The following is a 16,856-nucleotide window of genomic DNA, read 5'->3' as shown; positions in this document are numbered from 1 at the left end:
CCGTCGCGTCAGGCGGTCTCCGACCGATCGCTCGCGGGCGACCCACCGACCGCAACGCCTACGGCCGGGCCGTCCGTCCCCTCGGCCATGCTGACGGCTCGCGACATCATGACGACCGAGGTGGAGACGGTGGCCCCGGACGACGACGTGGCGTCGGTCCTCACCCGACTGGCGCGCGCGGACTTCAACGGCTATCCGGTCGTCGACGAGGGTGGCGACCTCGTCGGCATCGTCACGCAGGGCGACCTCGTGGACCTGTTCCAGCCCTCGGACCGGACGCTGTGGATCCCCGTCGGATTTCCCCCGTTCCTCGAGAGCCTGACCTATGGAATCGACCTCTCCTGGGACAATCTGGACGTGGGCCTTGACATGGTGCGCAACTCCGGCAAGTCGATCAGCGACGTGATGACCACCGAGGTGGTGACGGTCGCGCCCGACGACGACGTCGACCACGTGCTCGATCTGCTGGCCGACCGTGAGCGAGACATCAACAGACTGCCGGTCATCGAGGACGGCGCGGTGGTCGGGATCATCGCCCGACAGGACGCGATCAGGGCGCTGCGGGACGCGCGGAACGGGGCCTGAGAGGACTCAGTCGTGATAGCGGTGGCCGATGACCGCCGCCACGACGTTCAGGGAGAGCAGGCCGACGAAGGCGGCGACGATCGAGCTATCCCGGAACCCGTAGAACAGAAGCGGGAGATAGAGGAAGGGGAGGACGACCGCCGACCAGAAGGCGAGGCCGGTGACGCCGGCTTTGAGATCGGTGCCGTACTGTGCCAGGGCTGGCGGGACGCTGCGCTCCCCCGGGGACAGTTGGCGTTCGTTGCTGGAGGGACTTGACGGTGCCATCGGTTCGTTCTATCCAGCTGTATGACGGGTACATTCTTATAACTGCAAGAGCCTTCGATCCGTTTCGGTTCATTTCACTGCGGAACCCGCTCTCTACGGACCTTTCACGAACGCCGCAGAATCGGTAACACGTTTTATCCACCGACCTAATCGAGTTATATCGACCTGTCAGAAGGCATCCTTCCGCGACCGTCGCGGCGGAAGGAAGGCGCCACTGAATCGTCGATTGAACCGGTCGATCGGGGGTGTAACTGGACGGGCGTTCACCCTGATCCGAGCACGGTGACGTCGACTTCGTGGGGTCCGGACGGTGCCTCGATCGCGACCGCGTCGACGACGTGGTCGGCCACGGACTCTCGCCACGCTCCCACGGCCTCGGTGTGGCGCTCTCGATGTCGCTCGCGGGTGTATTCTTCGTCGGGATCGGCGCGAAGTTCGTCCTCGGTCTCGGCCGGCGCGGGATAGGCCGGGGCGTCGTCGGCCACGAGGTCGCGCGGGTCGACGTGGACCGGCGTCGGGTCCTCGTCGTACTCGGACGCGTTCTCGCGGTGGAGGCGGGCGCGCATCCGGCCGCTAAAGGGCGGCGTCACGCGCAGGACGGAATCCTGTCCGCTCCGGCGGGTGGCCTCGAGCGCCGTGACCACGTCGTCGGCCCGGACCGCGATGGAGCGGATCGCCGTCGGGTCGTCTCCTCCGGACATATTCCGACCTCAGGCGCCGGCCGCCCTTGACGGTTTCCCGTCAGTCGCCGGCGGCGCTCGTCACCGATACGTCGTCGATGAGGTCGTCGACGGCCCCGTCGATGTCGGTGACCTGGTCCGTCTGGTCGTCGATTTCCCCGGCGATCTCCTCGACCGCGTCGACGATCTCCTCGGCGTTCGTCGTCGTCTGGTCGACCATGCTGGCCACTTCCTCCGTCGAGGCGGCCTGCTGGTCGGTCGCCGCCGCGACCTCCTCGATGCCGTCGTTGACCTCGCGGACGGTCTCGCCGATCTCCTGGAGGTTCTCCATCGCGTCGTCGACCAGATCGATCCCGTCGTCGATGCGCTCGTTGTTGTCCTCCAGACTATCCACGGCCCGCTCGGTGTTGCCCTGGATCTCGTCGATCATCGCCTCGATCTCGCCGGCCTGTGACTGGGACTCGCCGGCGAGGTCCTTGATCTCGTCCGCGACCACGGCGAAGCCCTCGCCGGCCTGCCCGGCGCGGGCGGCCTCGATCGAGGCGTTCAGCGCCAGAATGTTCGTCTGGTCTGCGATGTCGTTGATGATATCGACGATGTCGTCGATCTCCTGGACGCTCGTCTGGATCGTCCGGACGTCCTGGGCCACGCTGTCGGCCGCCTCCTGGATCTCCTCCATCGCCGTGACGACCTCCTCCGCGGAGGCCTGGCCCTCGTCGGCCAGGTCCCGCGCCTGTTTGCTGGCCGCGGCGACTTCCTCCGCCGAGGAGGCGATCTCTTCGACCGAGGCCGACAGCGTCGACACCTCGTTGGCGACCTCGGACATGCCCTCGTGCTGTTCGCGAGCCAGTTCCGAGATCTCGCGCGTCCGGTCGGCGACCTCGACCGACGAGTCCTCCAGTTCGGCGATCGAGGTCTGAATCTCGCTCGCCGCCTCGTGACCGTAGCCAGCGTCTCGGTCGATGTCTTCCGAGACGTCTTCTTTGACGTCCTGTTCCACAGCGGCGTCAATACCACCGTCGCGAGACATCGTGTGGATTATAAGACGACGATCGAATTAAACCGTAATACCTGACTAGTTGGGTACCAACTGAGGGGTTCCCGCAGACCGCTCATTTGCGGCGTCACTGCCGGTCGTGTTCGAAAAACGAGTCCAGCAGTTTCCGCTCGGCGACCCGGAGGTGCTGGTGGAAGGTAGAGCGGGAGATGTCCATCATCGCGGCGAGTTCGTCGCCGTCGACGGCCCGGGGCCAGTCGAAGAAGCCGCTGTAGTAGGCCGTCCGGAGCGCGGTCAGCTGCCGGTCGGTGAGCCGCTCTTCGAGGCCGGCCCGGAACTCCTTGCGCGTCCGCACGGGGCGTTCGTGTTCGTGGTAGCCGACGAGTTCGGTGCCGTCGAAGCGATCGGCGACCGACTCGAACAGCGACCTAGCGTCGGCCTCGCGGGAGAGTTCGGTGGTAAACTCCGTCTGACCGTCCTCGCTCGTGACCGCCTTGGTGACCACGCCCCTGTCGACGAGCAGTTCGACGACCGACTCCCGGAGCGTCACCTGGAGGAGACAGCCGTCGTCGTGCTCCGTGAGGACCGTTGCATCGGCGACGGCGTCGTGGGCTGTGAAGAAGGTGCCGACCTCGCCGGCGTCGGGGCCGTCGACCGTGTAGAACTCCCGGAGCGAGCCGTCCGAGCCGTACACCGAGCCGGAGAAGGAGAGTCGGCAGTCACGGTCGATCGTGGCCGCGTTGAGCACGAACTCCGGGTCACCGACGGTGAACTCCATCTCGACGATCCGATCGGCCGTGAGCGTGCGCTTGCGCTCGAGCGCGTCGATGGCGTTGGCGATAGCCCGCCCGAGCGCTTCGAGCACGACCTGCTCGCGCTCGTCGAACGCGTCGGGGTGATCGGCGCAGACGGTCAGTACCCCGTACTCGCTCTCGCGATTGCCCAGCGGGATCGAGATGACCGACTCGACGCCGGCGTCGCCGTACCGGCGACCGACGGCCGACCCGGTGTCGACCGTCGAGACGATCCGTGAGTCCCCGTCGGCGAACGCCTGCCCGCTGGGCGTCGCGGCCTCGGCCCCGAGATCGAACGGCTCGGCCTCCAGATCCACGTCGGCAGATCCGGCAGCGGCGCGCACCCGGAGTCGTTCCTCCGGGATGTCGGCGCTCCCGATCCAGGCGAACACGTAGGGGTCGGTGTCGGCGAGGCGTTCGCAGACGCCCCGCTCGATCTCCTCTCTGGAGACGGACTCGACCAGCAGCCGCGTGATGTCCTGGACCAGTCCGTTGATGCGGTCGACGAGGTGTTCGAGGGTGTGTCGCTCGCGTTCGGCCTGTCGGGCGTGCTCCTGGGCCTCGAGTTCCGCGAGTCGGCGGTCGGTGATGTCGATGTGGGCGACCGTGGCGAAGTTCCCGCCGCCGATCTCGAACGGCGTCGCCCGCATCAGGAACCAGCGTCGCTCGTCGGGGGAGTGGCACGGATATTCGAGCGTGAACTCGTCACACTCGCCGTCGAGCACCCGGCGGATGCCGCGGACGGCATCGATCGCGTAGTCGTCGGCTGTCGGATCGACCGAATCGAAGTAGTTCGTCCCCTCGGCGTCCGCCCCCGCGGCCGCACTCCCGGCGCCCGCCGAGCCCCACGAACTGTTGGTGAAGAGGATGTGACCGGCCTCGTCCAGCACGGCGACCTGACTCGACAGGGTGTCGAGGGCCGCCCTGGCGATCGATTCCGTGACTTCCATTCACCCTTTTTCGGGGTCCCAGGCCCATAAAAACCACCAACCACCGCAATCGTCGGTCCGGGGGCGAGACCCGACCGCCCCGACTGCCCTCACTCCGGCGCGAACCGGTCCAGCACCGGAATCTCCGCCCGGCGCTCCTCGGACAGTAACGACCAGTCGATCCCGGCCGGTTTCGCGCCCCCCGCTGGACGGAGTACCCGCTCGGGCGTGACCACCAGGTCCATCGGGACGTCGTGGGCCGCCGTCGACACTGCGTCGTCGCCCACCTGTCGCTCGTGGACCGTCGTCGCGACCGGCGTCTCGCCGTCGACCAGCCCCAGTTCCCGGAGGACGGCGAACTCGAGGTCACTGTACCCCTCGCCCTTGCCCACCCGCGCGCCGTCGGGGGTGACCGCGACGCTGCCCGAGATCACGAGGTCGATCGGCGCCACGTCCTCGGGCCCCACCTGCTCGCCGACCTCCGCGGACCCGCCGACCGTCGTCGCGTGATCGACGTCCTCGATCTCCGCCGGATCGAGCCGGAGGAAACACTCCTCGTCGGCCAGTCTGGGGACGGCCATGTAGACCGTCTTCCCCTGACGCAGCGCCGCGCGGCGGACGGGCAACTGCGGCGCGTCCGGATTCGCTTTGATGACGTCGGCCGCCCGCCAGGCGTCCGTCTCCGTCAGGCGCTCGGCCGCCGCGTCGGCCCCATCGAAGTTCGGGATCCGGCCGTGGGGCGGGAACGGGAACCGCGCCGTCCCGCTCGATTCGAGGTCGTCCCAGACGCGCTCGCGAAGCGCCTGCTTGTCCATGTGCCCACAAGCGATGCCAGCGGCATCAGGCTTCAGGAATTCCAGTCCCGTTCGGTTCGGATATAAACGCCCGGAAAATATCCGCACAACCGCTACGACGCTGCGTCCGCAGCTAGCGGTATGGGAGACCTCGACGGTACCCCGGGGAGCGGTTCAGACCGCGGTCGCCGCGCGTACCAGACCCGGAACCGGCCCGCCGTCCGCACCATCGAGAGCACGAGCGGCCGGACGGTGTTCTCCGAGGCCGGCACCATCGACGCCTGGATCGCGACGGACTACACCACCGAAGTCCGGCGATAGCGACCCGTTTGAACCGTTCTTCGGATTCGTCGCCACTCGATCGCGCTTCGTCGCCACGCGTTACATCGGGTCGGCGACGCCGCTCACCGGTAGTTCTTGACGGAACGTAATGGACGGGGAGGGCTCCGAACCACGGAAAATCGAAGATTTTCCTGCTCCCGTCTCGCTTCGCTCGACGGGACACTCCGGGTTCGGAGACGGCCGGACATTCTGACGGCGTTGCAACTCGCCGATGGCTCGTTGCGGTGTCAGAATGCCCGGGGAGGGCTCCGAACCCTCGATCTCCGCATGTCCCAGGTTCGAGGCTGACGGGCCTCAGGGACCGGGAGCGACGCCGCGTGAGTCTCGAAAACCCTATGAGTGCGGCGCTATGTCCAGCTAAGCCACCCGGGCTCAGTGTGCACCCGGTGGTAAACGAGTGGTCGTCTTTAACCTTCCCATCTCCGACCAGCGTCCCGCTCACTGCCTGCGAATCCCACCCAGGACCGCGAGCGCCAGCGCCACCAGTGCGATCGCCCACCCGAACCCGGGCCCATCGGCCTCGGTGATCCGCGGCCCGACCACCGTTCCGGTCGGCGTCTCCGCCGTCTCCGTGGCCGCGCGTGTCTCCGTCTCACCCGACTGTGCGGCCGCGCGGTCGGCTCGCGCCGGCCGGTCCGTCGTCACGGTCGACTCCGTCGCGACGGTCGTCGGCGGGGCCGTCGTTTCCGACGGCGTCTCGGTGGTCGTGTCCGCCTCCTGCTGGCCGAGGTTGACGTCGATATCCGCGCCGCCACCGCCGCCGGGCAGTGACCCACCGGAACCGTCGCCGTTGGCATTTCCACCGCCGGACTCGTCGACCTCGTCGGTCGGCTCCGGCGTCGGCTCCGTCGGCTCAGGGGTCGCAGTCGGCGTCTGCGCCGGAGCCGGCGTCTGCGTCGGCGCGTCGGTTGCTGTGGCCGTGTCCGCCGGTGTCTCGGCCGTCGAATCCGTCGATGCCGGCGTTCCGGCAGGTACCGGCGTCGCCGTCGATGCCGACGTTCCGGCTGGTTCCGGCGTCGCCGTCGGTTCAGCCGTCTCGGTCCCGCCGGGCGTGTCGGTCGGGTTCGGGGTGTTCGGCGTCGCCGTCGGTGGAGGCGTCTCCGTGGCCGCAGGCGTGGCGGCAGGAGCCGGCGTGTCCGTGCCCGCCGGCGACTCGGTCGGTTCGGCGGTCGGAGTGGAGCCGGCCGGCGACCCGACGGTCGGCGTGTCGACTGGCGGTCCCGGTTCGGCAGGGGCCGGCGTCTCCGGATCGGCTGTCGCCGTTGAGGTGTCTTCCGCCGCGGGCGTCTCCGGGTCGGACGATCCGTCGGGCGTCGACGCCGTCCCGTCGTCGTCACCGTCGTCGGTTCCGTCCTGTTCGTCGATCCCCAGCGCGTCTTCCAGCTCCTCGACCAGGTCCTCGTCGAGCGTATCGTCGTCGTCCGTCTCCGCCGGTTGGTCATCGTCCTCCGTCGCCGCATCGTCGACGGTGGATCCGTCGTCCTCGGCCGTCCCCTCGTCCCCTGCTTCGGTCGCCTGGTCCACGGTCAGAAACCCGCCGTCGTCATCGCCGTCCCCTCCCTCGTTCTCACCGTCTTCGTCTTCCGTTTCGGCCGGTTCCGGGTCCTCGTCTCCCTCTTCTTCCTCTTCCTCCGCTTCGTCTTCTTCCTCTGCCTGCTCTTCTTCTTCCTCTGCCTGCTCTTCTTCTTCCTCTTCGTCCGCTTCTTCTTCCTCTGCTTTCTCTTCCTCGGCTTCGTCATCTTCCTCCCCTTCCTCTTCGTCCGCTTCTTCCTCTGCTTCCGCTTCCTCCTCTTCCTCCGCTTCCTCGGTCGCTTCGTCGGGGTCGTCGTCCTCGACGTCAGTCGGCTCCGGGTCCTGCTCGTCGCCGGGGGCCGTGTCGTTGGCCTGGAGGGCCTGCGCGGTCGGCGACCCTGTGGCCGGGACGGCGGTCAGTACCGCAGGTGAGAGTGCGAGGGCGACGAGTACCGACAGGACCACGAGTAGCGGCAGGGGAGGGCGTGACACTGCAGGCGAGAGAGCGCCCGCGCGGTTTGTTACGCGGGGGGTAGTGGACCGGCAGGAGTCGCTTATGCGGTCGAGCGCCGGGTAAGCTCGCGGTACCTCGGCGGCCGGGTCGGGGTCGCGGCCACCCGCGGATTTAAGCCACCCGGCAAGCACACATCGAGCATGGAGATTCCTGACCTCGTCCGGGACGCGCTCGGGGGCGAGGACGTCGAGCTGGGCGTCAACCTCGGCGACGAGGACGTCGTCTGTCTCACGCCGACCCGGACGCTGCTGTACCGGGCTGAAGGCCTGTTGAGCGACGAGAAAGTGCAGGAGTTCCCTCACGACGTGGAGTCACTCGACGTCAAGGAGGGGCGCCGCAAGACCAAGTTCGTCCTCGAGTACGTCGAGGGCACCCGGTCTCTGGGCGTCCCGAAGAGCCGCGACGGCGCGGTGCTCGAACTCCTGATGACCGGCATCCTCCGGGCCGACGACGTGATCGAAGCCGACGAGTCCGTCGCCGGCGCCTTCCGCTTTAGCGAACTGGTCCTGATCGTCACCGACCGCCGGGTCGTCCGCCACATCGGCGCGGCGGTCTGGACCGACGACTACGAGGTCTACCCCTTCGCCGATCTGACCGGCCTCTCCTTCGAGCAGGGCAACGTCGCGACGGAGGTCGTCCTCGAGGTCGACGGCCGCCCCAAGCGGATCAAGACGCCCAACGACCAGGCCCGGAAGGTCCAGCAGATCGTCGAGGAGGCCGTCTTCGCCTTCTACGACGTCGGCGGGCTCGACGCACTCAACGCCAAAATCGGGCTCGACGAGGACGATACCGAGCGGGACGCAGACGGCGGAAGCGACATCGACATCGGCGGCGGCATCGACCCGCTCGTCTCCGACGACGGCGAGGCCGAACCCGCCCAGGACCACGGCTTCGCACCGAAGGACGCGACCGGCGGCGAGGCCGGCACCGGGTCCGGCTCGTCGTCGGAGGCCGCGTCGGAGACGAAGTCAGAGACGACGTCGGACGCCGGGTCCGGGTCCGCGGAGGCGAGACAGTGGCCCAGCGAGTCCGACGAGTCGCGATCGAACAGCGGCGGTGGCACGACGGCCGAATCCAGTCGGTCGACCGACGGGCCGAGCCGGGCGGAGTTCGACGCCGTCGAACAGCGACTCGACGAACTGACGACCGCCGTCGAGCGACACAACGAACTCCTGGAGCGACAACAGCAGACGATCGACACGCTGATCGAGGAACTGCGGAAAGGCCGCTAATCCGCCCGGCCGGTCACTTTTTTGATACAGGAAGAGCCGAAGGGCCCGTGTTCGCCGGTGTCGAAGTCGATGAAGTAGCCCGTCGACAGTCCGGCGCCGCAGCGCCGGCAGGAGAACTCGCCCTCCTTCGTGATCACGTCGGCCTCGAAGCTGACGTAGTCGTGGCTCGTCGGACGGATGGTGCCGTCCTCGCGTTCGACGACGCCGCGCGTCACCGCGGTGTCGAGGATCTCGCGCTGGACGTTCGGGTCGGTGGTGACGGTCTCGATCCGGTCGAGCGCGTCGGCGACCGACAGGGCGTCGTGTTCGAGGCTCGCGAGGAGTTCCAGGCCCAGTTCGACCGGATCGACGTCCTGCACGGTCGCTCCTGCGCGGCCGACCGGATTAAACGTTGTGCGGCCACCACAAGACGTTTGGTTCGCGGGCGTGGGACGTGTGATAGATGCGAGGCGTATCGCGCGGGCGGTTGCTCGGCGCCGCGATGGTGGCCGCGATCTTGGCCGTGGCGGTCGTCGGCCGGTCGCCGACGGCGCTGCTCCAGTGGGCCGAGAGCCTCGCCGGCCAGCCGGTCGTCTTCGCCCTCGTGCTGGCGGGCCTGTACCTGTTTCGGCCGCTCGCGCTCCTCCCTCTCGCGGTCCTCTCTGTACTCGTCGGCTACGTCTACGGCCTGCCCGGGATCCCGGTCGCGCTGGCCGGCGCTGTCGTGAGCAACCTCCCGGTCTTCCTGCTGGCGCGATACACCCGTGCTGACGGCGGCCTCGCGGCCTGGTTCGGCGCCCGGGCCGACGGGTTCGTCGCGACGACCGGGGCGTTCCGGGGCGTCACCGTCGCCAGACTCCTGCCGCTGCCCTCCGACGCCGTCTCCTACGCGGCCGGCCTGACGCGCGTGCCCGTCCGATCGTACGTCCTCGGCTCGGCCGTCGGCGAGATCCCCTGGGTGATCGTCGCGGTGCTGGCCGGGCGGTCGATGCACGACCTCACCGCTGCTGGCGCGACCGCCGGACTCGACGTGATCGTCGCCGTCGCGGCGTTCGCGGTGCTGTTGCTCGCTGGTCCGGCCTATCGATACCTCAGCGACCGACGACAGAGCGCGGCCTGAGAGTCAGTAGAAGGTGTCCGCGCAGTCGTAGACGACGCCGTGTTCCGGGCAGACGTACTTGCAGTGGCGGCTGTACATCGGCCGCTCGCAAAGCGGGCAGGGACGACCCCCGGGAGGACCGTCGGTGCCGGCCGACGCGTCCCCGTCCTCGGCGTCCGCGTCGGCCCTGTCGGCGTCGCTCATGGCCTCGGCGAGGGAGCAGACAGGCTTCACTCTTCGGGTCGATCCCGGTCCAATTCTAGAACCATCCCGAACGGAGTCGGTCCGGAGTTCGGAAAATCGGTTTAGGCGGGTCGGTCCTCCTACCGGGTATGACGCGCATCCGTGACCGGTTCGGTGACGCGCTGCCGACGCTGCTCGTCGGCCTGTGTGCCGGACTCACCGCCGTCGTGGGATCGTACGCGGCCGCCGGGTTCACGCCGGCGTTCGTCCTCTCGCCGATCACCGCGTGGCTGACGGCGACGATTCCGAACGCGGTCACCAACACGGTCATCGAGACCCTGGGGAGCCTCGGTCAGCAACTCAACCTCGCGACCGCCGTGGCGCTGACGGTGACGGCCGTGGGCGCACTCGCCGTCGCGGCCCTTGTCGTCGGTCGACGGCTCCGCAACCGCGCACTCCCGGTCGTTCTCACGGGGGTCGGAACCTGGGGATTCGTCGCGGTCGCCACCGGTGAACCGCTCCTCGCACTGGGCGCGGCCCTGCCGCCCGCAGTGGTCGTCCTCGTGGCCGTCGCCGCGCCGTCGCTGTCCGCGTCCCGCCCGGTGGACTCGCGCCGACGCCAGTTGCTCGCCGGCAGCCTCTCACTGGTCGGATTCGCCCTCGGGGGCTACGCCGTGGGACAGCGACGGACGCCGACGCTGGGCGGCGAGTCCCTGGATCCCAGCGACCGACGAGAGCGACTGCTCGCCGCGGCCGAGGCGCAGTCCTTCTCGCTCGAGGGCGCGGAACCGCTGGTCAGCGATAACTTCTACACCGTCGACGTCGCCAACGTCGACCCCACGCTCGACGAGTCCGACTGGACGCTGACGATCACCGGCGAGGTCGCAGAGGAGGTGACCCTCGACTACGAGGACCTGACGGCCATGGAGTCGGTCGACCGCTTCGAGACGCTCCGCTGCGTCGGCGAGTCTCTCAACGGCCAGAAGATGGACACCGCGCTCTGGACGGGCGCCCCGCTGCGCGACCTGGTCGAACGCGCGGGGCCGAAGGGCGACTGCGAGTGCGTCCGGCTCCGGGCCGCCGACGACTACTACCAGGTGTTCCCCATCGACGCGCTCGAGGACTCCCTGCTGGCGTACGGGATGAACGGCGACGCCCTCCCGCGCGGGCACGGCTACCCCGTCCGGGCGCTGATCCCCGGCCACTGGGGCGAGATCCAGGTCAAGTGGCTCACCGAGATCGAAGTCCTCGACCGGGACGCCGACGGCTACTGGGAGGAGCGCGGCTGGCACGGGACGGGCCCCGTCGAGACGGTCGCGAAACTCCACTCGGTCAGCGACCTGGCGGACGGGCGCAAACAGGTCGGCGGCCACGCCTACGCCGGGACCCGCGGGATCGATCGGGTAGAGGTGTCGACCGACGGCGGCTCGACCTGGAACGAGGCCGAGTTGACCGACCCGCTGGAAGGCATTTCCGTCTGGCGACAGTGGCGCTACCGGTACGACCCCCCGAGCGGCGAGCACGAGGTCGTCGTCCGCGCGATCGACGGTGAGGGCAACCGCCAGCCTCGCGAAGAGCGCGACGCCTTCCCGAGCGGCGCGACCGGATGGGTGTCCCGGACCGTCGCGTGAGAGACCAGCACGCATAAACCGAGACCGTGACAACTGAACGTATCCGTCGATGGAGAAGGCCCTGTGGTACCTGCTGGCCGGCACGCGCGGGGGCGAGAACCGGGCGCGGATCATCCGCACCCTGGACGAACGCCCGCGCAACGCCAACCAGCTGGCCGAACACCTCGAGGTGGACTACAACACCGTCCGCCACCACCTGGAGATGCTCCAGGACCACGACGTCGTCGAGACGGGCGGGGACGACTACGGCAAACTGTACTTCCTCACCGACCGCTTCGAGCGCCACCGCGACGCCTTCGAGGAGATCATCGACCACGTGGAGTGACCGACAATGGCAATGAGTACCTGGATCACGATCGCGAGCGGGCTCGCCGGACTGAACGTCCTGTTACTGGCGGCGCTTTCCGTCGTCTGGCTGCGCAACTACCGGCAGTTCCGGTCGCCACTGGTGCTCGGCCTGCTCGCCTTCTCTACTGTGATGCTCGTCGAGAACCTCGGCGCCATCTACTTCTTCTTCTCGATGGGGATGCTCTACGCCAGCGACCCTGCGGCCCAGCAGTTCGTCGCCGCACTCCGCGGGCTGGAGACGGTCGCGCTCGCCTTCCTGACCTACGTCACCTGGCAGTGACGCCGGCGAACACACTCATCCCCACCGCCGTCCGTCGCCGTCCGTCTCGCCCCACAGCCGATCGAACAGTCCCTGTACGTCGGCGATCGGTTCGATTCCCTCGTGGGCGAGTTCGATCGTCTCGGTCGCGACGCCCGATCGGTCGGCGACCAGTTCCGGCCCCGTCCACTCGACGGGCACCGCCGCGCGACAGCGCCAGCCGCGGGCCGGGTCGCCCGCCTCGTCCAGCAGGACGACGTGGACGTCGCGGGGTTTGGTGGTCCCGGCCACCCAGTCCTGGACCCAGTCCCAGAGCCGGTCGTCGTCTGTGACGCCGCGGCTGAGTTCGAGGTCCGGCGACCGCGTCCGGCGCCGCTCCGCGGACGGCAGCGCGTCCCGGTACTGGTCGAACCAGTCACCGAAGTCCCACCAGGGGTCGTCCGACTGATTCGTCCTGTTCGTTCCGTCGGCCGCAGCCGCCTCCTCGCCCACTTCGACGCGGACTGACAGCCCACGTACGGCAGTGAACCCCAGCGGCGGGCGTTCACCGATATCGACCGCGAACCGGTGGCGCCGGTAGGGGTTCGATCGATCGTCACCGGACATCGCCGTCGACCCCGCGACCGCTGTCCTGATTCGAGACCGTCATTCGACTCGCTTGAAGCCCTCGCAGGCCAGTTCGAGGGTCTCGATGGCGACGTCCTCGCCGCGGGCGTCCAGCCGCGGCGCCTGGTAGGCAACCGGCCAGGTATGCTCCAGTTCCCAGCGCGCACCGGCGTTCCCTTCCCGGTCGAGCAGGACGATCGCCGCAACGCGCCGCGCCTCGTCGACCTGCCCCTGCTCGACGGCCCGTCGCCACTCGAACAGTTCCACCGAGTCGTCGGTGACGCCGCTTCGCAGGACCAGTCGCCCGTAGCGGTTCAGGCCGGCGAGCTTCCGGACCGTCGGCGGGTCCGTCCCCTCGCGGTACTCCACCACGTCCGTTCGATTCTCCGGGAGCCGACAGTGACTGAAGCCGGCCTTCGCGATCCCGTCGAGTTCGAGCAGGAATCGCACGTTCCGGTAGGGACCGCGTCTGTCCGGCATCGTTACCGGCCTCCCCCGGTCGGCCGCGCCGCGTTCGGGGGCGCACAGATCCCGGATCGCCTCGTCTGGATACGGTCTCGCATTTCGTTTCGCCTACAGATCCGGCTTATATAACAGTATCCCCAACAGCGGGGAAAAACGAGCGACGGCGTCCGGTGTAGCGCTCCCGCGATGTCACACGCTCCAGGTGAGACAGGTCAGCGGGCCCTCAGCACTCCGACCAGCCGCAGGACTCGCAGGTCTTGCAGCCCTCGGAGTAGTACAGCGTCATCGCGCCGCAGTCGGGACACTCCGGGCTCTCGCCGCTGGAGATGAGTTCCTGCGTCGCGTCCTGTTTGCCGCCGGACTGGGCCTTCGCGGCGGGGCCGCCGTCCGGTTCGGGCGCGCCCGAACCCGTGTCGGCGACGGCGTCGGCGTTAGGGTCTTCGGCGGTCTTCGCGTCGGTCTCGGCGGTCTCCTCGAGAGTGGCCTGCTTGGGGTAGCCCTTGTCGATCTCGTCGTCGAGGTAGCGACGCAGGGCCGTCCCGATGGCGTCGGGGATCGACTGGATCTGCTCGCCCTTGTCCCAGGCGACCTTCGGGCTGCGGGTGCCCTGGAGTTCGTCGACGACCTCCATCGGGTCGACGCCGCTGCGCAGGGCCGTCGAGATGACCTTCGCCAGCGCCTCGGTGAAGGAGTTGGTGAACCCGCCCGAGTGGCCGATGTTGGCGAACAGCTCGAACGGCTCGCCCGTCTCGGGGTCCTCGTTGATGGTCACGTACACCTTCCCGTAGCCGGTGTCGATGCGCTGGGAGACGCCCCGCAGCGCGTCGGGCCGGGAGCGCTTCTCGGCGTACGTCTCGGCGTCGATCTCGAACAGCTCCGAGACGTCGGTCTCGAGTTCCGCGCGGACGCCCTCGTGCTCGAGGAACGCCTCGACGTCGCCGAAGATGTCCTCGATCTGGGCGGAGAGGACCTCCGCGGCCTCCTCCTCGTCCATCTCGGAGAACTCCGCGTTGTCGGCGCGGGTCGTCAGTACCTGCTTCGAGCGAGTGCCGTCACGGTAGTAGGTGACGCCCTTCCCGCCGTGTTCGTAGATGTACTCGAAGACCTCCTTCGCGTCTTCGACCGACGAGTCGTTGGGCGCGTTGACCGTCTTCGAGATGGCCGAGTCGACGCCCTCCTGACAGGCCGTCTGGATCGCGGCGTGCTGTTTGGCCGTCAGGTCCTGCGTGGTGACGAACAGCTCGCCGATGGCGTCCGGCACGGTGTCGAGGCCGTCGATGCCGTCGAACTGGTTCGTGGCCATCTGCTCTTCGGCCTCTTCTTTCACGGCGTCGACGTCGACGCCGTTCTCCTCCAGCACGCGGAGGAAGTAGTCGTCGAACTCGACGAGCATCTCGTCGCCCTGGACGTCGTCGGAGACGTTCTTGTAGTAGGCGACGTTGTAGATGGGCTCACAGCCGCCGGTCGTGTTCCCGACCATCGAGGTGGTCCCGGTCGGCGCGATGGTGGTCGTGTTGTGGTTGCGGACGGCGAAGCCGTCTGCCCACTCCTCGGCGTCGAGGCCGGTCTGCTTCTCGAACCACTCGCGGTACTCGGTGGGGTTGGCGTACTTCGATTTGTCCCACTCGTCGAACGCGCCGCGTTCCTCGGCGAGCTCGTGGGAGGCCCACTTCGAGCCGTGGTTGATGTGGCGCATGAGCTGGCGGGCGACCTCGTTGGACTCCTCGTCGCCGTACTTCATGCCGAGCTGGACGTACAGCTGGGCCAGGCCCATGACGCCGAGACCGATCTTGCGCATCTCTCGGACCTTCTCCTCGATCTTCTCGACCGGGAAGTCGGACATGGTGACCACGTTCTCCAGGAAGCGGGTCCCCATCTCGATGCGGCGATCGAACTCGTCGACGTCGATGGCCTCCTCGAGGAAGGCCTCGACGGCGGCCTCCAGACTCTCGTACTCGTCGCGGTGCTCCTCGGCCCAGAGCCGCCAGTCCGGCGCGTCCGTGGCGGCCAGCGTCGAGAGGTTGATGTGGCCGAGGTTACAGGCCTCGTACTCCTCGAGGGGCTGCTCGCCGCAGGGGTTCGTCGCGAGGATGCGGTGGTCGGGGTGGGCCTCCACGTCGAAGGAGTGTTCCTTGTTGACGCGTTCGAGGTAGATCACGCCGGGTTCGCCGTTCTCGTGGGCGCCCTCGACGATGTGCTCCCAGACCGCCTCCGCGGGCACCGAGAGGACCTCGCCGACCTCGACGTGCTCGCCGAGTCCGAACATGTCGTAGAGTTCCTTGGTCTCGGGCGTGGCGACGTGGGGTTCCTCCGTGCGCGGGTTGGTGAAGGTGAACTCCTCGCCCGCCTTGACCGCGTCCATGAAGTCGTCGGTGATGCCGACGGAGATATTGAAATTCGAGAGGTGGCCCTCGACGGCGTTGCGGAGGTGTTCGGGCACCTTGCCGTCGTCGTCGATGAGTTCGCGGGCCTCGTCCAGCGCGTCGGCGAAGGAGGTGTGCGTGAAGTCGTCCGGGTCGTTCAGGCGCAGGGTCTCGGCCAGCGAGACGTCCTTGTTCTTGGCGTGGATGAACTGGATGACGTCCGGGTGGGAGACGCGCATGACGCCCATCTGGGCACCGCGGCGGGCACCCCCCTGGGCGATGGTCTCGCACATCTGGTCGTACGTGCGCATGAACGTGATGGGGCCGGAGGCGATGCCGCCCGTACTGCCGACGGCGTCGCCGTAGGGGCGGAGCCGCCAGAAGGCGTAGCCCATGCCGCCGCCGCTCTGGAAGACCTGGGCGGCCTCCTTGGCCGTCTCGTGGATGTCGTCGATGTCGTCCTCGGGCGAGTCGACGAAACAGGCCGAGAGCTGCTGGAGTTCGTCGCCGGCGTTCATCAGCGTCGGCGAGTTGGGCATGAAGGCCAGCCGCTCCATCAGGTCCTGGAACTCGGCGGCCGTGTCCTCGACGTGGGTCCGGACTCCCTCGGGCAGATCCGGGACCACCGTGTCGTAGGCGAACTTGTTGACGTTGTAGATAGAGAGGGTGGTCTCGGCGTCTGCGTCTGCGGTGACGCCCGCACCGAAGACCTCCGCGGCGAGTTCGTCGCGGCGTGGGTGGTCGGGCTTGAGCTGGTCGGGCGTGACGGTGATCTCGACGTCGCGCTTGCCGGCCTCGAAGACCGCTTCGGCGAGGGCGATGTTCTCGGCGACTCGCTCGAAGAGGTCCTCCTGCTGTTCGATCGGTTCGCCGTCGGCGTCCTTCCGGAGGTAGCGCGCGGGCAGGATGTTGTGGTAGGCGTTGCCGGTCAGTCGCTCCTCTAAGGTCTCCCCCTCGGTGCGCTTGATCGGCAGCGTTACCTCGTCGGTAGAGAGGTCGTGCCCGCTCACGGACGCTCCCCCCATTCGGATCGTGTCTGACGTGTGATTCTCGGCGGCATAGTGGACCTGTGACCTGTCATTTGTAACGGAACTCTGTTGTCGTGGGTGGCAAATAACCCTTGTCGTTGGGGCGTTTTCCGCGGCTGTACAGATGTAACTTGTGAGTCATTCACTGCCCACAGGCACCGCTTTGCGGGCGTGGTTGCTACGGTCAGTAGCAACGAGAGGACACTTCATAAGGATGGCCAGACCGGAGTGAAAGTGAAACGGTCGTCC

18 protein-coding genes and 1 tRNA gene are annotated in these 16,856 nt (G+C 68.0%); 7 read left to right on the top strand and 12 right to left on the bottom strand.

Annotation, left to right across the window (positions count from 1 at the left end; all coding sequences use genetic code 11):
* The first annotated feature begins 87 nt into the window (after positions 1-87).
* Positions 88-585 (top strand): CBS domain-containing protein, encoded by a 498-nt coding sequence (locus U5918_RS15160; RefSeq protein ID WP_336002368.1) that lies wholly within the window; start codon positions 88-90, stop codon positions 583-585.
* Between the two features lie 6 nt (positions 586-591).
* On the opposite strand, the gene U5918_RS15155 is transcribed toward U5918_RS15160, so the two are convergent.
* From U5918_RS15155 to U5918_RS15135, 5 genes are all read right to left on the bottom strand, one after another.
* Complete coding sequence (locus U5918_RS15155; RefSeq protein WP_336002367.1) at positions 592-852, bottom strand: DUF8028 family protein; 261 nt, start codon at positions 850-852, stop codon at positions 592-594.
* A gap of 263 nt (positions 853-1,115) precedes the next feature.
* Entirely contained in the window at positions 1,116-1,553 is a 438-nt protein-coding gene (locus U5918_RS15150) for a DUF8009 family protein (protein WP_336002365.1), read from the bottom strand.
* 40 nt (positions 1,554-1,593) lie between these two features.
* On the bottom strand, positions 1,594-2,562 hold the full coding sequence (locus tag U5918_RS15145) for a methyl-accepting chemotaxis protein (RefSeq protein ID WP_336002363.1): 969 nt from the start codon (positions 2,560-2,562) through the stop codon (positions 1,594-1,596).
* Positions 2,563-2,656: 94 nt separating this feature from the next.
* Positions 2,657-4,273, bottom strand: a complete 1,617-nt coding sequence (locus tag U5918_RS15140; RefSeq protein ID WP_336002362.1) for a bacterio-opsin activator domain-containing protein — start codon at positions 4,271-4,273, stop codon at positions 2,657-2,659.
* An 89-nt stretch (positions 4,274-4,362) separates the two neighbouring features.
* Entirely contained in the window at positions 4,363-5,067 is a 705-nt protein-coding gene (locus U5918_RS15135) for a 5-formyltetrahydrofolate cyclo-ligase (RefSeq protein ID WP_336002361.1), read from the bottom strand.
* 120 nt (positions 5,068-5,187) lie between these two features.
* On the opposite strand from U5918_RS15135, the gene U5918_RS15130 reads away from it, so the two are divergent.
* Complete coding sequence (locus U5918_RS15130) at positions 5,188-5,367, top strand: hypothetical protein (RefSeq protein WP_336002359.1); 180 nt, start codon at positions 5,188-5,190, stop codon at positions 5,365-5,367.
* A 254-nt stretch (positions 5,368-5,621) separates the two neighbouring features.
* Here the strand turns inward: U5918_RS15130 and U5918_RS15125 are convergent.
* A tRNA-Met gene (locus tag U5918_RS15125) sits at positions 5,622-5,760 on the bottom strand.
* Positions 5,761-5,826: 66 nt separating this feature from the next.
* Positions 5,827-7,392, bottom strand: a complete 1,566-nt coding sequence (locus U5918_RS15120) for a PGF-CTERM sorting domain-containing protein (protein ID WP_336002357.1) — start codon at positions 7,390-7,392, stop codon at positions 5,827-5,829.
* Between the two features lie 162 nt (positions 7,393-7,554).
* Here U5918_RS15120 and U5918_RS15115 point away from each other — a divergent pair, with 162 nt between their 5' ends.
* Complete coding sequence (locus U5918_RS15115; RefSeq protein WP_336002355.1) at positions 7,555-8,646, top strand: DUF7115 domain-containing protein; 1,092 nt, start codon at positions 7,555-7,557, stop codon at positions 8,644-8,646.
* Here U5918_RS15115 and U5918_RS15110 read toward each other — a convergent pair.
* Positions 8,643-9,005, bottom strand: coding sequence for a DUF5830 family protein (locus U5918_RS15110; RefSeq protein ID WP_336002354.1), 363 nt, complete (start codon positions 9,003-9,005; stop codon positions 8,643-8,645). The two genes, U5918_RS15115 and U5918_RS15110, sit on opposite strands and share 4 nt — an antisense overlap.
* Before the next feature lie 83 nt (positions 9,006-9,088).
* On the opposite strand from U5918_RS15110, the gene U5918_RS15105 reads away from it, so the two are divergent.
* A complete protein-coding gene (locus tag U5918_RS15105) occupies positions 9,089-9,745 on the top strand; it encodes a TVP38/TMEM64 family protein (RefSeq protein ID WP_336002353.1) in 657 nt (218 codons plus the stop codon).
* Positions 9,746-9,748: 3 nt separating this feature from the next.
* Here U5918_RS15105 and U5918_RS18590 read toward each other — a convergent pair whose 3' ends face one another.
* On the bottom strand, positions 9,749-9,928 hold the full coding sequence (locus tag U5918_RS18590; RefSeq protein ID WP_418771294.1) for an HVO_2523 family zinc finger protein: 180 nt from the start codon (positions 9,926-9,928) through the stop codon (positions 9,749-9,751).
* A 128-nt stretch (positions 9,929-10,056) separates the two neighbouring features.
* Here U5918_RS18590 and U5918_RS15095 point away from each other — a divergent pair, with 128 nt between their 5' ends.
* The 3 genes from U5918_RS15095 to U5918_RS15085 are packed head-to-tail and all read left to right on the top strand — an operon-like array spanning position 10,057 to position 12,166.
* A complete protein-coding gene (locus tag U5918_RS15095; RefSeq protein WP_336002351.1) occupies positions 10,057-11,538 on the top strand; it encodes a molybdopterin-dependent oxidoreductase in 1,482 nt (493 codons plus the stop codon).
* 49 nt (positions 11,539-11,587) lie between these two features.
* Entirely contained in the window at positions 11,588-11,863 is a 276-nt protein-coding gene (locus tag U5918_RS15090; RefSeq protein ID WP_336002350.1) for a winged helix-turn-helix domain-containing protein, read from the top strand.
* Positions 11,864-11,875: 12 nt separating this feature from the next.
* Positions 11,876-12,166 carry a DUF8036 family membrane protein gene (locus U5918_RS15085; RefSeq protein ID WP_418771293.1) on the top strand — a complete coding sequence of 97 codons (291 nt, stop codon included), beginning with the start codon at positions 11,876-11,878 and terminating at the stop codon, positions 12,164-12,166.
* 15 nt (positions 12,167-12,181) lie between these two features.
* Here the strand turns inward: U5918_RS15085 and U5918_RS15080 are convergent, their stop codons facing one another.
* From U5918_RS15080 to U5918_RS15070, 3 genes are all read right to left on the bottom strand, one after another.
* Positions 12,182-12,751, bottom strand: a complete 570-nt coding sequence (locus U5918_RS15080; RefSeq protein WP_336002348.1) for a phage tail protein — start codon at positions 12,749-12,751, stop codon at positions 12,182-12,184.
* A 39-nt stretch (positions 12,752-12,790) separates the two neighbouring features.
* A complete protein-coding gene (locus U5918_RS15075; RefSeq protein WP_336002346.1) occupies positions 12,791-13,231 on the bottom strand; it encodes a phage tail protein in 441 nt (146 codons plus the stop codon).
* Between the two features lie 208 nt (positions 13,232-13,439).
* On the bottom strand, positions 13,440-16,589 hold the full coding sequence (locus tag U5918_RS15070; protein ID WP_336002345.1) for an adenosylcobalamin-dependent ribonucleoside-diphosphate reductase: 3,150 nt from the start codon (positions 16,587-16,589) through the stop codon (positions 13,440-13,442).
* Positions 16,590-16,856 lie beyond the last annotated feature (267 nt).

The sequence above is a fragment of the Halorientalis sp. LT38 genome, from assembly GCF_037031225.1.
Taxonomy (GTDB): domain Archaea; phylum Halobacteriota; class Halobacteria; order Halobacteriales; family Haloarculaceae; genus Halorientalis; species Halorientalis halophila.
This window is presented reverse-complemented; position numbering and strand designations above follow the sequence as displayed.

Coding starts and splice junctions, on each gene's coding strand:
- U5918_RS15075 (WP_336002346.1), bottom strand. CDS start 13,231: ATGCCGGACAGACGCGGTCCCTACCGGAACGTGCGATTCCTGCTCGAA.
- U5918_RS15150 (WP_336002365.1), bottom strand. CDS start 1,553: ATGTCCGGAGGAGACGACCCGACGGCGATCCGCTCCATCGCGGTCCGG.
- U5918_RS15155 (WP_336002367.1), bottom strand. CDS start 852: ATGGCACCGTCAAGTCCCTCCAGCAACGAACGCCAACTGTCCCCGGGG.
- U5918_RS15130 (WP_336002359.1), top strand. CDS start 5,188: ATGGGAGACCTCGACGGTACCCCGGGGAGCGGTTCAGACCGCGGTCGC.
- U5918_RS15105 (WP_336002353.1), top strand. CDS start 9,089: ATGCGAGGCGTATCGCGCGGGCGGTTGCTCGGCGCCGCGATGGTGGCC.
- U5918_RS15140 (WP_336002362.1), bottom strand. CDS start 4,273: ATGGAAGTCACGGAATCGATCGCCAGGGCGGCCCTCGACACCCTGTCG.
- U5918_RS15135 (WP_336002361.1), bottom strand. CDS start 5,067: ATGGACAAGCAGGCGCTTCGCGAGCGCGTCTGGGACGACCTCGAATCG.
- U5918_RS15085 (WP_418771293.1), top strand. CDS start 11,876: ATGAGTACCTGGATCACGATCGCGAGCGGGCTCGCCGGACTGAACGTC.
- U5918_RS15090 (WP_336002350.1), top strand. CDS start 11,588: ATGGAGAAGGCCCTGTGGTACCTGCTGGCCGGCACGCGCGGGGGCGAG.
- U5918_RS15115 (WP_336002355.1), top strand. CDS start 7,555: ATGGAGATTCCTGACCTCGTCCGGGACGCGCTCGGGGGCGAGGACGTC.
- U5918_RS15160 (WP_336002368.1), top strand. CDS start 88: ATGCTGACGGCTCGCGACATCATGACGACCGAGGTGGAGACGGTGGCC.
- U5918_RS15095 (WP_336002351.1), top strand. CDS start 10,057: ATGACGCGCATCCGTGACCGGTTCGGTGACGCGCTGCCGACGCTGCTC.
- U5918_RS15145 (WP_336002363.1), bottom strand. CDS start 2,562: ATGTCTCGCGACGGTGGTATTGACGCCGCTGTGGAACAGGACGTCAAA.
- U5918_RS18590 (WP_418771294.1), bottom strand. CDS start 9,928: ATGAGCGACGCCGACAGGGCCGACGCGGACGCCGAGGACGGGGACGCG.
- U5918_RS15080 (WP_336002348.1), bottom strand. CDS start 12,751: ATGTCCGGTGACGATCGATCGAACCCCTACCGGCGCCACCGGTTCGCG.